Here is a 14,208-nt window from a genome sequence, read left to right as displayed (position 1 = left end):
AATCCTCACTCATCAGAGAGTCGCTCTTGAAGCCCTGCCTACCTTAAGTTTACAGGGCCTGGTTTGCGGCGACTTGAAATCAGTGTGCCGCCCACTCGATTTTCGAAATGTCGACACCGTCTTTGTACATGTCCCACAGCGGCGACAAAGCGCGCAGCTTGGTAACGGCCTCGCAGACTTTCTGCGCGGCGTAGTCGATTTCTTCTTCGGTGGTGAAACGACCGAAGGTGAAGCGGATCGAGCTGTGTGCCAGTTCGTCGTTGCGGCCCAGGGCGCGCAGTACGTACGAAGGCTCCAGCGAAGCCGAGGTGCAAGCCGAACCGGACGAAACAGCCAGATCCTTGAGCGCCATGATCAGCGACTCGCCTTCAACGTAGTTGAAGCTCAGGTTCAGGTTGTGCGGAACGCGGGCGGTCATGCTGCCGTTGACGTACAGCTCTTCCAGGTCTTCGACCTGCTTGAAGAAACGGTCGCTCAAGGCTTTGATGCGCACGTTCTCGGCAGCCATGTCTTCCTTGGCTACGCGGAAGGCTTCACCCATGCCGACGATCTGGTGGGTCGCCAGGGTGCCAGAACGCATGCCGCGCTCGTGACCGCCGCCGTGCATGGTCGCTTCGATGCGCACACGCGGCTTGCGGCTGACGTACAGCGCGCCGATGCCTTTAGGGCCATAGGTTTTGTGGGCGGAGAACGACATCATGTCGACTTTCAGCTTCTGCAGGTCGATCTCGACCTTGCCGGTGGACTGAGCGGCGTCGACGTGGAACAGGATCCCTTTGGAGCGGGTCAGTTCGCCGATGGCTGCGATGTCGTTGATGGTGCCGATTTCGTTGTTCACGTGCATGACCGAAACCAGGATGGTGTCGTCACGCAGTTCAGCTTCGATCATTTCCGGCGTAACCAGACCGTCAGTGCGAGGCTCGATGTAGGTCACTTCGAAGCCTTCACGCTCCAGTTGGCGCATGGTGTCGAGGACAGCCTTGTGCTCAATCTTGGTGGTGATCAGGTGTTTGCCCTTGGTCGCATAGAAATGCGCCGCACCCTTGATTGCCAGGTTGTCGGACTCGGTGGCACCGGAGGTCCAGACGATTTCACGCGGATCGGCGTTGACCAGGTCTGCGACCTGACGACGGGCGTTTTCGACGGACTCTTCAGCTTTCCAGCCGAACACGTGGGAACGGGACGCCGGGTTACCGAAGTTTCCGTCGACCAGCAGGCATTCACTCATCTTTTGCGCAACACGCGGATCAACCGGGGTGGTCGCAGAGTAATCAAGGTAAATCGGCAATTTCATGGACTATCTCCTAAATCAGGCTGGCTGGCGTGCCGCTAGCTCTTTGGCTGTCATTCGACGGCGGACGCTTCAATCTTGTCCAGGCGTGGCGTCTTGCTGTTGCAACGACGCTGGTCCTGACGCTGGGCTACTTCTTGCACCTCACGGCGAGTAACAAGATCAGCCAAGCTGATACCGCTCAGAAATTCGTGGATCTGCAGGCTCAGGTCGCACCACAAGTGGTGAGTCAGACAGGTATCGCCTTGATGGCAACCGCCCTGCCCCTGGCATTTGGTTGCATCGACCGATTCGTTTACCGCATCGATCACCTGGGCGACCTGGATGCCCTGCATGTCGCGGGACAGTTGGTAACCGCCGCCCGGACCACGGACGCTGGACACCAGATTGCTGCGGCGCAATTTGGCGAAAAGCTGTTCGAGGTAGGACAGGGAGATGCCTTGGCGCTCGGAGATATCGGCCAGGGACACGGGCCCGTGCTGCGCATGCAACGCCAGATCAAGCATGGCGGTCACGGCGTATCGGCCTTTTGTAGTCAGTCGCATGGACAATTACCACGGAGTTCGGAATGGGGCGAGTATGCAATTCCCGAGTATTTAAGTCAACTATAAGACCTAGTACTTTAGTCAGGTTTACCCGCAAAAGAGCGGCCGCATCATAACAAAGGCTGGGCGGTTACAGCCAGCAATTGCGCGTTATCGTTCTTCGCGGGCAAGTCGGATCGCCGCCCGCTCGCTCCTACAGGATTAACGAAACCCTTGCAGGAGCGAGGCTTGCCCGCGAAGGGGTCGACTCGGTCTAGCTGGCCTGGCTCTGATCCTTGTCCTTCACACACGCAAAGTCTTCTTCGCGCAGCTCCGGCAGGTCTTTCGCACAGTAATTACTGCCCAGATCCTTCAACGCCCCGCACATCCCCTCCAGACGACCATCGACTGCCTGCAGATGATCGAGCAGTTGATTGATGGCACGCGCCACCGGGTCCGGCATGTCTTCGCCAACACCGTAGGCATCGAAACCGATCTTCTCGGCCATGGCCTTGCGCTTGGCGTCCTGCTCTTCATCGGATTTGACGATGATCCGCCCTGGAATGCCGACCACTGTCGCACCGGGCGGCACGGCCTTGGTCACCACGGCATTGGAACCGACCTTGGCGCCAGCACCCACGGTGAACGGGCCGAGCACCTTGGCACCAGCCCCCACCACCACACCGTCTTCCAGTGTCGGGTGACGCTTGCCTTTATTCCAGCTGGTGCCGCCCAGCGTCACACCCTGATAAAGGGTGACGTCGTTGCCGATCTCGGCGGTTTCACCGATGACAATGCCCATGCCATGGTCAATGAAGAACCGACGACCGACCTTGGCACCCGGATGGATCTCGATCCCGGTCAACCAGCGGCCGAAGTTCGACACCAGCCGCGCCAGCCACTTCAGCTCGGCGCGCCACAAGGCTGCCGACAACCGGTGGATCCAGATGGCGTGCATGCCCGGGTAGCAAGTCAGGACTTCAAAAGCGTTACGCGCCGCCGGGTCACGATGGAAAACACTCTGGATATCTTCACGCAAACGCTCGAACATCATTAATCCTTCCGCTTTAGAAGCTCACCACGGGCCGCTTTCTGGGTTTCCGTGAGGATGCCACGCAATATATTCATTTCCGCCCGGCTGACCGAGCTTCGTCCGTACAACCGACGCAGGCGCGCCATCAAGTGCCGTGGCTTTTCAGGATCGAGGAATTCGATGGCCACCAGGGTTTGCTCCAGGTGCTCATAGAATCGCTCCAGCTCATCCATGGTCGCCAGCTCAGCGCTTTTGACCGATGCCACTTCTTCCTTCTCGACCTTGCTCGACTGGCCTTGGGCCGCCAACCAGGACATGCGCACTTCATAGCTCAACACCTGCACCGCCGCCCCAAGGTTCAGCGAACTGAATTCAGGGTCTGATGGGATGTGCACGTGATAATGACATCGCTGCAGCTCTTCATTGGTCAGGCCGGAATCTTCACGACCAAATACCAAGGCGATTTCGGCGCCCTGCCCGGCTTCCTCGACCACTTTCGTCCCGCATTCGCGGGGATCGAGCAGCGGCCAGGGAATGCGCCGGTCACGGGCGCTGGTGCCGAGCACCAGATTGCAGCCGACCAAGGCATCTTCCAAAGTGGCGACGACTTGCGCGTTTTCAAGGATGTCCCCGGCGCCAGATGCACGAGCATCGGCTTCGTGGTGCGGGAACAACCGTGGTTCGACCAGCACCAGCCGCGACAGGCCCATGTTCTTCATGGCACGCGCAGCCCCGCCGATATTGCCGGGGTGGCTGGTATTGACCAGGACGACACGAATGTTATGCAGCAAGGGAGGCGCTCTCGAACACTTTAATGGGGAGCAGAATCTTACAGCTCAACAGGGTGCCCCGCCTCAAAAATAACGATTCACTTTTGACGGCGCTCAATGTTGGCATGCTGCGTTGCCGCTTCTCCCCATAGCGCGCTATGAGTCGGCGCGGCGCCTTGCCTGCCAACATTGATCACTCGTCAAAAGTGACCGTATTTCTGAGGCGGGGCACACCGTTCAGCTATGAAAGCGAACACTGACCTTCTCCTGTAGAAACTTTCTGATAGAATGCCCGGCTTTCTTTAACAACCTTAGGTGACACATCCATGCAGCCCATGCTGAATATCGCGCTGCGCGCCGCCCGCAGCGCCAGTGAATTGATCTTCCGCTCCATCGAGCGCCTGGATACCATCAAGGTCGACGAAAAAGACGCCAAGGATTACGTATCCGAGGTGGATCGCGCCGCTGAACAGAAAATCATCGACGCGCTGCGCAAGGCTTACCCGAACCACTCGATCATGGGTGAAGAAACCGGCATGCACGCCGGCACCGGGATCGAAGGTGAAGAATACCTGTGGATCATCGATCCGCTGGACGGCACCACCAACTTCCTGCGCGGCATTCCTCACTTCGCTGTCAGCATCGCCTGCAAATACCGCGGTCGCCTGGAACACGCAGTTGTTCTGGACCCGGTTCGCCAGGAAGAATTCACCGCCAGCCGTGGTCGCGGCGCTCAACTGAACGGTCGTCGCCTGCGCGTCAGCGGCCGCACCAGCCTGGACGGCGCCCTGCTGGGTACCGGCTTCCCGTTCCGTGACGACCAGATGGACAACCTCGACAACTACCTGGGCATGTTCCGCGCCCTGGTTGGCCAGACCGCCGGCATCCGCCGCGCTGGCTCGGCGAGCCTGGACCTGGCCTACGTGGCTGCCGGTCGCTTCGATGCGTTCTGGGAGTCGGGCCTGTCCGAGTGGGACATGGCTGCAGGCGCCCTGCTGATCCAGGAAGCTGGCGGTTTGGTGAGCGATTTCACCGGCGGTCACGATTTCCTTGAGAAAGGCCACATCGTTGCCGGTAACACCAAGTGCTTCAAGGCAGTGCTGACGGCGATCCAGCCGCACCTGCCGGCCTCGCTGAAGCGCTAAGCTGCCAGCGACAGAAAAAGCACCCTTCGGGGTGCTTTTTTTATGCCTGGAATTTGTCCCTGACAACACCACCCCCTGTAGGAGCCGGCTTGCTGGCGATAGCGGTGCAACAGTCGACATCAATGTTGAATGACCGACCGCAATCGCCAGCAAGCCGGCTCCTACAGGGGGTGCGTTAATTTTGGGTACAAAAAAAGCACCCCGTAGGGTGCTTCTTTTTCAGCGGCTGACAATCAGCTCATCAATGCGCCTGTTCATTCTGCGTCAGGATCAACTTACCTTCCTTATCCACCGGAATCTGGTTGCCCGGATCACGATCCATCCGCACCTTGCCTTCCTTGCCGTCCAGCGAATAACGAACGTCGTACCCCACAACCTTGTCGCTGATGTCATTCACCGTGTTACAGCGGGTTTGCGTCGTGGTGTAGGTGTCACGCTCCTGCATGCCCTCCTGAACCTTGTTGCCGGCGTAACCACCACCGACCGCGCCTGCAACCGTGGCAATTTTCTTGCCGGTGCCGCCGCCGATCTGGTTACCCAGCAGCCCGCCTGCCAGCGCACCCACCACCGTACCGGCAATCTGGTGTTGATCTTTCACCGGCGCTTGCCGGGTGACCGCTACATCCTTGCACACTTCACGTGGAGTCTTGATTTGCGTCTTGACCGGCTCAACGGCGAGTACTTGCGCATACTCGGGGCCGTTATTTTTTACCAGGCTGTAGGTGGCCACAGCACCCCCGGCAGTCACACCGACAGCACCCAGTACAGCACCAACCAGCATCGACTTGTTCACATGAACCTCCTGACCATCACATGCGGGATAAACCCGTGCTTCTCCCAGCCTTGGAGCATAAAAAAAGGCGCGAGTTCAACTCGCGCCTTTTTGGACTACATCGCTGGGGAACTGCTCTGGACTAGAGAGTCCTCAAGGACGGTCGTCGACTTCCTTCTCGGTATTCACCGTCGGGATCAGGTCTTCGGAACTCAGGTTCAGCCAGATCAACACCACGTTGGCGATGTAGATCGACGAATAAGTACCGGCCAGAACACCCACCAGCAGCGCCAGGGAGAAGCCGTAGAGGTTGTCACCACCGAAGAACAGCAGTGCCGCAATCGCCAACAAGGTGGAAACCGACGTCGCGATGGTCCGCAGCAGGGTTTGCGTGGTCGAGATATTGATGTTCTCGATCAGGCTGGCCTTGCGCAGTACACGGAAGTTCTCACGAACCCGGTCGAATACCACGATGGTGTCGTTGAGCGAGTAACCGATGATCGCCAGTACCGCCGCCAGCACCGTCAGGTCGAAGGTGATCTGGAAGAACGACAGGATACCGATGGTCACGATCACGTCGTGAATCAAGGAAACGATCGCACCGACGGCGAATTTCCACTGAAAGCGGAATGCCAGGTAGATCAGGATGCCGCCCAGCGCCATCAGCATGCCGAGGCCGCCCTGGTCGCGCAGCTCTTCACCCACCTGCGGGCCGACGAACTCGACGCGCTTGACCGTCGCCGGGTTATCGCCGCCGACCTTCTGCAACGCCGCTGCCACCTGGTGACCCAACTGCGGGTCTTCGCCAGGCATGCGCACCAGCAGATCGGTAGTCGCGCCGAAGTTCTGCACGATGGCTTCGTGATAACCGGACGAAACCAGCTGCTCACGCACCTTGGTGACGTCGGCCGGACGCTCGTAGGTCAGCTCGATGAGCGTACCGCCGGTGAAGTCCAGCCCCCAGTTCATGCCCTTGTGGAAGACACTGAAAATGGCCAGCGCAGTAAGGAACAATGTGACGCCGAACGCGAAGTTGCGAACGCCCATGAAGTTGATAGTACGTAACATGGCAGCCCCTTAAATCCACAACTTCTTGAAGTCACGACCGCCGAAGATCAAGTTGACCATCGCGCGGGTGACCATGATGGCCGTGAACATCGAAGTCAAAACCCCGAGGGACATGGTCACTGCGAAGCCTTTGACCGGACCTGTACCCATGGCAAACAGGATCCCGCCCACCAGCAAGGTGGTCAGGTTGGCGTCGAGAATCGCCGTGAATGCGCGACCGAAACCTTCGTTGATTGCCCGCTGTACGGTCATGCCCGCCGCGATCTCTTCACGAATCCGCGAGAAGATCAGTACGTTGGCGTCGACCGCCATACCCATGGTCAATACGATACCGGCGATACCCGGCAGGGTCAGCGTTGCACCCAGCAGCGACATCAGGGCCAGCAGCAGCACCATGTTCACACCCAGCGCAACGGTGGCAATGATGCCGAAGAAGCGATAGATGGCGATGATGAACAGCGAGACGAACAGCATGCCCCACAGCGATGCATCGATACCTTTGGTGATGTTGTCCGCACCCAGGCTCGGGCCAATGGTGCGTTCTTCAGCGAAGTACATCGGCGCCGCCAGACCACCGGCACGCAGCAGCAGCGCCAGTTCGGACGATTCGCCCTGGCCGTTCAGGCCGGTGATGCGGAACTGAGCACCCAGCGGCGACTGAATGGTCGCCAGGCTGATGATCTTCTTCTCTTCCTTGAACGACTGCACCGCCACGTCTTTTTCGACGCCATCGACCACTTGCTTGGTGTAAGTGGTGACCGGACGCTGCTCGATGAAGATCACCGCCATGCTGCGACCGACGTTCGAACGGGTTGCGCGGCTCATCAGCTCGCCACCGTGGCCATCCAGACGGATGTTCACTTCTGGCGTGCCGTGCTCGCCGAAGCCAGCCTTGGCGTCAGTTACCTGGTCGCCGGTGATGATCAGGCCACGCTCAATCAGCGCAGGAGGACGATTGCCTTCACGGAACTCGAAGGATTCGGAAGTGGCTTTCGAAGCACCAGGTTCAGCAGCCAGACGGAACTCAAGGTTGGCCGTCTTGCCGAGGATACGCTTGGCTTCTGCGGTGTCTTGTACGCCCGGCAGCTCAACCACGATGCGGTTGGCGCCCTGACGCTGAACGATCGGTTCGGCAACACCCAGCTCGTTGACGCGGTTACGTACCGTGGTCAAGTTCTGCTTGATGGAGTATTCGCGGATTTCCGCCAGCTTGGCCGGGGTCATCGCCAGACGCAGCACCGCCTGACCATTGAGGTCGGCCGGAACAATGTCGAAATCGTTGAAGTTCTTGCGGATCAGTGCACGGGCCTGTTCGCGGGAAGCTTCATCAGAGAAGCCCAGCTGAATGGCACCGCCCAGTTGCGGCAGGCTGCGATAGCGCAGTTTCTCTTTACGCAACAGGCTCTTTACATCGCCTTCGTACACTTTCAAGCGTGCGTCGAGGGCTTTGTCCATGTCCACTTCAAGCAGGAAGTGCACACCACCGGACAAGTCCAGACCCAGCTTCATCGGGTGCGCGGCCAGGCTGCGCAGCCATTGCGGGGTGGTTTGTGCCAGGTTCAGAGCAACGACGTAGTCATCACCCAACGCCTTGCGCACGACGTCCTTGGCAGGCAACTGGTCTTCAGCCTTGACCAGACGAATCAGACCGCCCTTGCCGTTGGTCGCCAGCGTGGCCGCCTTGACGTTGATCCCGGATTCCTTGAGCGCAGCGCTCACTCGATCCAGATCAGCCTGATTGACCTGCAGCGCAGTGCTTGCACCGCTGACCTGAATGGCCGGGTCATCAGGATATAGATTGGGAGCGGAATAAATCAGACCGATCGCCAGCACCGCCAGGATCAGAATGTATTTCCACAGAGGGTATTTGTTCAGCATCACGCCGCCCGCTTATGACGCGGGGCGCCTTGCGCGCCCCGTCGATTGAGTAGAAGTTGAAACTTAGATCGCTTTCAGCGTGCCTTTTGGCAGCGTGGCGGCAATGGCGCCTTTCTGGAACTTCATTTCGACGGTGTCGGAAACTTCCAGAACCACGAAATCGTCAGCCACTTTAGTGATCTTGCCGGCGATGCCGCCGGTGGTCACAACTTCGTCGCCTTTTTGCAGGCTGCTCAGCAGGTTCTTCTGCTCTTTGGCGCGCTTGGCCTGTGGACGCCAGATCATCAGGTAGAAGATGACCAGGAAACCGACCAGGAAAATCCACTCAAAACCGCCACCCATTGGGCCGGCAGCGGCCGGTGCAGCGGCGTCAGCCATGGCATTCGAGATAAAAAAGCTCATTTAGCACTCCAGTTGCAAATGTTGAATCTTGGGGTCAGAAAACTCAGTCCAAAGGCGGAACAGGTAACCCGCGTTTGGCGTAGAAGGCATCGACAAAGGCGGCCAATGTACCCTGTTGAATAGCCTCGCGCAAACCAGCCATAAGCACTTGATAATGACGCAAGTTATGGATGGTATTGAGCATGCTTCCCAGCATTTCGCCGCACTTGTCCAGGTGATGCAGATAAGCGCGGGAGAAGTTCTGGCAGGTATAGCAATCGCAGGTCGGATCGAGCGGCGAATCATCATGGCGATGGAACGCGTTACGGATCTTCAGCACGCCAGTATCAATGAACAGATGCCCATTGCGGGCATTACGGGTTGGCATCACGCAATCGAACATGTCCACACCGCGGCGCACACCCTCAACCAGATCTTCCGGTTTGCCAACGCCCATAAGGTAACGAGGTTTGTCAGCCGGCATCTGACCCGGCAGGTAATCCAGCACCTTGATCATCTCGTGCTTCGGCTCGCCCACCGACAAACCGCCAATGGCCAGGCCATCAAAGCCGATCTTGTCGAGGCCTTCCAGCGAACGCATGCGCAGATCCTGGTGCATGCCGCCCTGAACGATACCGAACAGCGCCGCCGTGTTGTCGCCATGGGCTTCTTTCGAACGCTTGGCCCAACGCAACGACAGCTCCATGGAAATGCGCGCGACGTCTTCATCAGCCGGGTACGGCGTGCATTCGTCGAAAATCATCACGATGTCCGAGCCCAGGTCACGCTGGACCTGCATCGACTCTTCCGGCCCCATGAACACTTTGGCGCCATCAACCGGAGAAGCGAAGGTCACGCCCTCCTCCTTGATCTTGCGCATCGCGCCCAGGCTGAACACCTGAAAACCGCCGGAGTCTGTAAGAATCGGGCCTTTCCACTGCATGAAATCGTGCAGGTCGCCGTGCTTCTTGATCACTTCGGTGCCAGGACGCAGCCACAAGTGGAAGGTGTTGCCCAGAATGATTTCCGCGCCGGTCGCGGTAATGTCCCGCGGCAGCATGCCCTTCACGGTGCCGTAAGTACCGACCGGCATGAACGCCGGGGTCTCGACGGTACCGCGCGGGAAGGTCAAGCGACCGCGACGAGCCTTGCCGTCAGTAGCAAGCAACTCAAACGACATACGACTTTGGCGACTCATTCTTTGTCCTCAGGGCCACGTGGTGCGGGATTACGGGTGATAAACATCGCATCACCGTAGCTGAAAAAGCGGTATTCATGCTCAACGGCGGCTTTATAAGCGGCCATGGCTTCGGGATAACCGGCGAATGCCGAAACCAGCATCAACAGCGTGGATTCGGGCAAATGGAAGTTGGTGACCAGGGCATCGACCACATGAAACGGCCGGCCCGGGTAGATAAAGATGTCGGTGTCGCCACTGAACGGCTTGAGCACGCCATCGCGCGCGGCACTTTCCAGCGAACGCACGCTGGTGGTCCCCACCGCCACCACGCGCCCACCGCGAGCGCGGCAGGCGGCGACGGCATCCACCACGTCCTGGCCAACTTCCAGCCACTCGCTGTGCATGTGATGGTCTTCGATTTTCTCGACCCGCACCGGCTGGAACGTGCCCGCGCCAACGTGCAAAGTCACGAACGCCGTCTCGACGCCCTTGGCCGCAATCGCGTCCATCAGCGGCTGATCGAAATGCAGCCCCGCCGTCGGCGCCGCCACCGCGCCCAGGCGCTCGGCGTACACCGTCTGATAACGCTCGCGGTCCGAGCCTTCATCCGGGCGGTCTATATAAGGAGGCAACGGCATATGCCCGACGCGGTCGAGCAGCGGCAACACCTCTTCGGCGAACCCCAGCTCGAACAACGCATCATGACGCGCCAGCATCTCGGCTTCGCCACCGCCATCGATCAGGATCTTCGAACCCGGCTTCGGCGACTTGCTGGAGCGCACATGGGCCAGCACGCGATGACTGTCGAGCACCCGCTCCACCAGGATTTCCAGCTTGCCGCCGGAAGCCTTCTGGCCAAACAGCCGCGCCGGAATCACCCGGGTATTGTTGAACACCATCAAATCGCCCGGGCGCAAATGCTCAAGCAAATCAGTGAATTGACGGTGTGCCAGGGCGCCGCTGACCCCATCAAGGGTCAACAGGCGACTGTTGCGACGCTCGGCCAAAGGGTGGCGAGCAATCAGCGAATCAGGGAGTTCGAAAGTAAAGTCAGCAACGCGCATGATGGGGTTCGTCTAGCAGGGCCCGGAAGTCTAGCCGAAATAGTGAAAATTCTCTATGTACCTGATTGACCGACGGTAATCTCATCTCTATACTTCGCCGCCATTGAGCCCTGATGGCGGAATTGGTAGACGCGGCGGATTCAAAATCCGTTTTCGAAAGGAGTGGGAGTTCGAGTCTCCCTCGGGGCACCAAAATTAAGAAAGGTCTTGCTTAGCAAGGCCTTTTTTTTCGCCTGCAGAAAAGCACCTGACACCCCGCTGACGTGTGGGAACCGGCTTGCTGGCGATGCTTTTGACCTTCTCGCTTGTTTCGGCGGGCACGACAATTCTCAAGGATTCATCCCATGGAACTGCTGCTGGAAACTGTTGCTCTGTTCTGTCTGAAGCTTGCGTATGAGACGGAGGGGTCGAGTCCGATTTTGCGAGATGATCCGATCATGAGTGATTATGAGCGGGAGGTTTTTGGGTTGCTGGTGCGCCGGGGTGATATCGAGGGTATTCAGTTTAGAGTGGCTCACTGCGCAGGTTTGGCGCTAGACGCAATAGGCGGGGCTGAAACGCCGCTAGGGCGTGAGTTGCATCGTTTGTCAGCTGATTTCACCAGTGCGCGGACAATGGAGCAGCTTGATGCGCCGCTCATTGCGCTCAAGGATTATCTGAAAGTCATTCAATGAAGGAAGGCTGGCGGCCAAAACGGGAACGCACTATAGACGGACCGACACTGACCGCCACGTCTTATCCGAAAATAAATCTGTCCTCTTTTTCTGATTTGAATCGCCCTTGGGTTCATCGTCATTCTTGTATCTAGAACTGCCATAGAGTAACTGCTCCGGCCGAAAGCAGACATTCCGCGAAGGGCTGCATCCGGTAAATTGCTGCCTGTCGAAGCCTTAGATGCTAAAAAGGCTGGTGACTTATCAAGTAGAACACATTAGAAGTGTACTTCAACTAATCGATATTGAGTGCGCGTCGCTAACGAGGGAATGTATGGGTGAAGCAAAACGCAGGGGCACAAAAGCACAACGAGTAGCCGCTTTATTAGATGAGAGCGGCGTGGTTCAGATGACAGCAGAGCGATACAACGCATTCATTGCTTGGACACGCTCGCCGATTGCCAATGTTGTAGGTATAGAACTGGAGTTTTTCTCAGACAAAGCTGAGACGCTGATCGGCGTCTTGACTAAGGATCGATTCGATCGGGACTTTGGCTTTGTCATTCTTGGACGAGATCTCAAGGGTCGCTTCCGCTGCATTGACGTGAATTGCAGCATGACCAGAACAAACGCACGCCACACGCTGCTCGCTTCGTTCAGGAAGCACATCGCCAGTGGAGAATCGGTCTTCCCTCAAGGTGATGAGAAGACCGATAAGGCAGGTGTTGCCCTGTTCGATACGAAGTTGCCAATCGAGCAACAGCATCCCGCTTTCCACATGCTATGCACCCGCCCTCATTGGGTGCCCGCGCGAGCGATCATGTCGGAAATGATGCGGCACTTTGTTGACGTTGATGGCAACTTCGTAGAGCAGTTTCAAACCACCGCATTCGACGCACGGATTTGGGAGCTGTACCTCTATGCCGCACTGTTGGAACTTGGCCTCTTCGTAAATAAAGATCACGAGGCGCCTGATTTCGAGGTGAGCGATGGGCAAAACAAGGTTTTCGTCGAAGCTGTCATCGTTGGACCCTCGCCAAATGATCCACCACTCGACCCTCCAAAGAGCCACACGCCTATCAGACGGACGCTAGAAGAAGTCAAAGAGCTACTTAAGACCCGTGCACCAATTCGATTCGGTAGCGCCCTTTACTCGAAGCTCAACCGTAGGACCAAGTACTGGGATCTAGAGCATGTTAAGGGGCATCCGCTGGTTTTTGCAGTCGCGGACTTCCATGAGGAGCAGTCCATGACTTGGACTTCGCCAGCGCTTCTTGAATACCTCTATGCTGTCACTCATGATTTTATTTATGACGAAGCGGGGCAGTTGGTAATCACTCCATTGAAGATCGAAACACATGAATACCAAGGCAAGGTAATTCCTTCGGGATACTTCTTTCAGCCCGGAGCAGAGAACGTGAGTGCAGTGTTGTTCTCGTCGTCCGGGACGATCTCAAAGTTCAATCGCATGGGGCAGCTTGCAGGCTTTGGTCTCTCGGACCAAAAAATCTTCCGAACGGGCGTAAAACACCGTCACGATCCAAACGCCGCTATCCCCGAGCCCTTCTTCCATGAAGTCAAACAAGGGGTCGTGACTGAGACTTGGGCCGAAGGGCTTTCCATGTTCCACAACCCCAATGCGAAGCACCCGATTAATCCGAATATGTTTCCCGGCATCGCCCACCACTGGTTTGAAGATGGGATAGTGAAAAGCCTGCTGCCTGAGTTTCATGTATACAATTCGTTTACTTGGAACATGGTCCCCACCGACGATGATGAGCCTGGTGACGAACTCGCGCCTCGAAAAGTTGCCGCCGGAGAGAATAAGTAACTACTACGACAGAAAAAAGGGACATTTATTTTCTAGAAAATTTACCTGTCCCTTCTTCTGCTTCAATCCGGAAATATTTTGACCTGAATAGGCACCATTAGAGATTAATTATTTGAGCGAAGCTAGAGTCATTAACTCTTGTACGATCACTCGCAGATCAGCCATCATCCTGTCGATATCCTGCCTCTGGGCAATGAAGCGGCGGCTGTGCGCGGACATGTCTCCAACGTCTTTTAGTCGTGGAAGTGCGGCTTTAGCATTTTTGCTAAGGTTCCACTGTTTTTGTGTCGAAAGTGCAGATATAAGATCTCGTAAATAAAAAAAATCCCCCTGCGCAGTTTTTATGCTGTCAGCCAAGCCGTACTTTTCATAAACCTCAATGATAAGCGTCTCTACTAAACGACGGATCATTACCGCTGAAGCATCGTACCAGCCATGTTCGTAGGAACCGTTGATCTGGTGCACCAAGCGTTCAAGATATCCTCGAGTATTACGGACAAGGGAAAAATAAATAACTGGTTCTTCAGGGCTTGGTGCTCCCTCCTCGGGAGGAGGGTTTTTTTCCCTGACGCTGTCTCTAAGTAGCCGGACACTTTGAAGCGCACGCTCGATACTCAT

14 protein-coding genes and 1 tRNA gene are annotated in these 14,208 nt (G+C 57.0%); 4 read left to right on the top strand and 11 right to left on the bottom strand.

What is annotated here, in order from left to right; all coding sequences use genetic code 11:
* Nucleotides 1-79: 79 nt before the first annotated feature.
* The 4 genes from ACM6IO_RS18540 to trmJ all read right to left on the bottom strand — a co-directional run bounded on the left by ACM6IO_RS18540 (nucleotide 80) and on the right by trmJ (nucleotide 3,639).
* The gene (locus ACM6IO_RS18540; protein ID WP_008025496.1) at nucleotides 80-1,294 is read right to left on the bottom strand and encodes an IscS subfamily cysteine desulfurase; all 1,215 of its coding nucleotides are present in this window, start codon (nucleotides 1,292-1,294) and stop codon (nucleotides 80-82) included.
* 50 nt (nucleotides 1,295-1,344) lie between these two features.
* Complete coding sequence (gene iscR, locus ACM6IO_RS18535) at nucleotides 1,345-1,836, bottom strand: Fe-S cluster assembly transcriptional regulator IscR (RefSeq protein ID WP_414912009.1); 492 nt, start codon at nucleotides 1,834-1,836, stop codon at nucleotides 1,345-1,347.
* Nucleotides 1,837-2,089: 253 nt separating this feature from the next.
* Complete coding sequence (gene cysE, locus ACM6IO_RS18530) at nucleotides 2,090-2,866, bottom strand: serine O-acetyltransferase (protein WP_008025494.1); 777 nt, start codon at nucleotides 2,864-2,866, stop codon at nucleotides 2,090-2,092.
* A 2-nt stretch (nucleotides 2,867-2,868) separates the two neighbouring features.
* Nucleotides 2,869-3,639: a tRNA (cytosine(32)/uridine(32)-2'-O)-methyltransferase TrmJ gene (trmJ, locus tag ACM6IO_RS18525; protein WP_414912008.1), complete on the bottom strand. Its 771-nt coding sequence runs from the start codon at nucleotides 3,637-3,639 to the stop codon at nucleotides 2,869-2,871.
* Between the two features lie 305 nt (nucleotides 3,640-3,944).
* On the opposite strand from trmJ, the gene suhB reads away from it, so the two are divergent.
* On the top strand, nucleotides 3,945-4,763 hold the full coding sequence (suhB, locus tag ACM6IO_RS18520) for an inositol-phosphate phosphatase (protein ID WP_008014726.1): 819 nt from the start codon (nucleotides 3,945-3,947) through the stop codon (nucleotides 4,761-4,763).
* 241 nt (nucleotides 4,764-5,004) lie between these two features.
* Here suhB and ACM6IO_RS18515 read toward each other — a convergent pair whose 3' ends face one another.
* The 6 genes from ACM6IO_RS18515 to queA form a co-directional block, all read right to left on the bottom strand.
* Complete coding sequence (locus ACM6IO_RS18515; protein WP_008025488.1) at nucleotides 5,005-5,556, bottom strand: glycine zipper 2TM domain-containing protein; 552 nt, start codon at nucleotides 5,554-5,556, stop codon at nucleotides 5,005-5,007.
* A gap of 132 nt (nucleotides 5,557-5,688) precedes the next feature.
* Nucleotides 5,689-6,603 carry a protein translocase subunit SecF gene (gene secF / locus ACM6IO_RS18510; RefSeq protein WP_008025485.1) on the bottom strand — a complete coding sequence of 305 codons (915 nt, stop codon included), beginning with the start codon at nucleotides 6,601-6,603 and terminating at the stop codon, nucleotides 5,689-5,691.
* Nucleotides 6,604-6,612: 9 nt separating this feature from the next.
* Nucleotides 6,613-8,481 (bottom strand): protein translocase subunit SecD, encoded by a 1,869-nt coding sequence (secD, locus tag ACM6IO_RS18505; RefSeq protein WP_008025484.1) that lies wholly within the window; start codon nucleotides 8,479-8,481, stop codon nucleotides 6,613-6,615.
* 63 nt (nucleotides 8,482-8,544) lie between these two features.
* Nucleotides 8,545-8,883, bottom strand: coding sequence for a preprotein translocase subunit YajC (gene yajC, locus ACM6IO_RS18500; RefSeq protein WP_007916913.1), 339 nt, complete (start codon nucleotides 8,881-8,883; stop codon nucleotides 8,545-8,547).
* Between the two features lie 43 nt (nucleotides 8,884-8,926).
* Nucleotides 8,927-10,042 (bottom strand): tRNA guanosine(34) transglycosylase Tgt, encoded by a 1,116-nt coding sequence (gene tgt, locus ACM6IO_RS18495; RefSeq protein WP_162130724.1) that lies wholly within the window; start codon nucleotides 10,040-10,042, stop codon nucleotides 8,927-8,929.
* A 14-nt stretch (nucleotides 10,043-10,056) separates the two neighbouring features.
* Nucleotides 10,057-11,106, bottom strand: a complete 1,050-nt coding sequence (gene queA / locus ACM6IO_RS18490; protein WP_192420785.1) for a tRNA preQ1(34) S-adenosylmethionine ribosyltransferase-isomerase QueA — start codon at nucleotides 11,104-11,106, stop codon at nucleotides 10,057-10,059.
* Between the two features lie 107 nt (nucleotides 11,107-11,213).
* On the opposite strand from queA, the gene ACM6IO_RS18485 reads away from it, so the two are divergent.
* The 3 genes from ACM6IO_RS18485 (at nucleotide 11,214) to ACM6IO_RS18475 (ending at nucleotide 13,590) form a co-directional block, all read left to right on the top strand.
* Nucleotides 11,214-11,298: transfer RNA gene (locus tag ACM6IO_RS18485), tRNA-Leu, on the top strand.
* A 152-nt stretch (nucleotides 11,299-11,450) separates the two neighbouring features.
* Nucleotides 11,451-11,780: a hypothetical protein gene (locus ACM6IO_RS18480; RefSeq protein WP_414912007.1), complete on the top strand. Its 330-nt coding sequence runs from the start codon at nucleotides 11,451-11,453 to the stop codon at nucleotides 11,778-11,780.
* 313 nt (nucleotides 11,781-12,093) lie between these two features.
* Nucleotides 12,094-13,590 (top strand): hypothetical protein, encoded by a 1,497-nt coding sequence (locus ACM6IO_RS18475; protein WP_414912006.1) that lies wholly within the window; start codon nucleotides 12,094-12,096, stop codon nucleotides 13,588-13,590.
* Between the two features lie 108 nt (nucleotides 13,591-13,698).
* Here ACM6IO_RS18475 and ACM6IO_RS18470 read toward each other — a convergent pair whose 3' ends face one another.
* Nucleotides 13,699-14,208: a DUF4145 domain-containing protein gene (locus ACM6IO_RS18470; protein ID WP_414912005.1), complete on the bottom strand. Its 510-nt coding sequence runs from the start codon at nucleotides 14,206-14,208 to the stop codon at nucleotides 13,699-13,701.

It is taken from the genome of Pseudomonas sp. IT-P44, assembly GCF_949768225.1.
GTDB lineage: Bacteria > Pseudomonadota > Gammaproteobacteria > Pseudomonadales > Pseudomonadaceae > Aquipseudomonas > Aquipseudomonas migulae.
The sequence above is the reverse complement of the archived record's forward strand: the minus strand, read 5'-3'. Positions and strand labels throughout refer to the sequence as shown.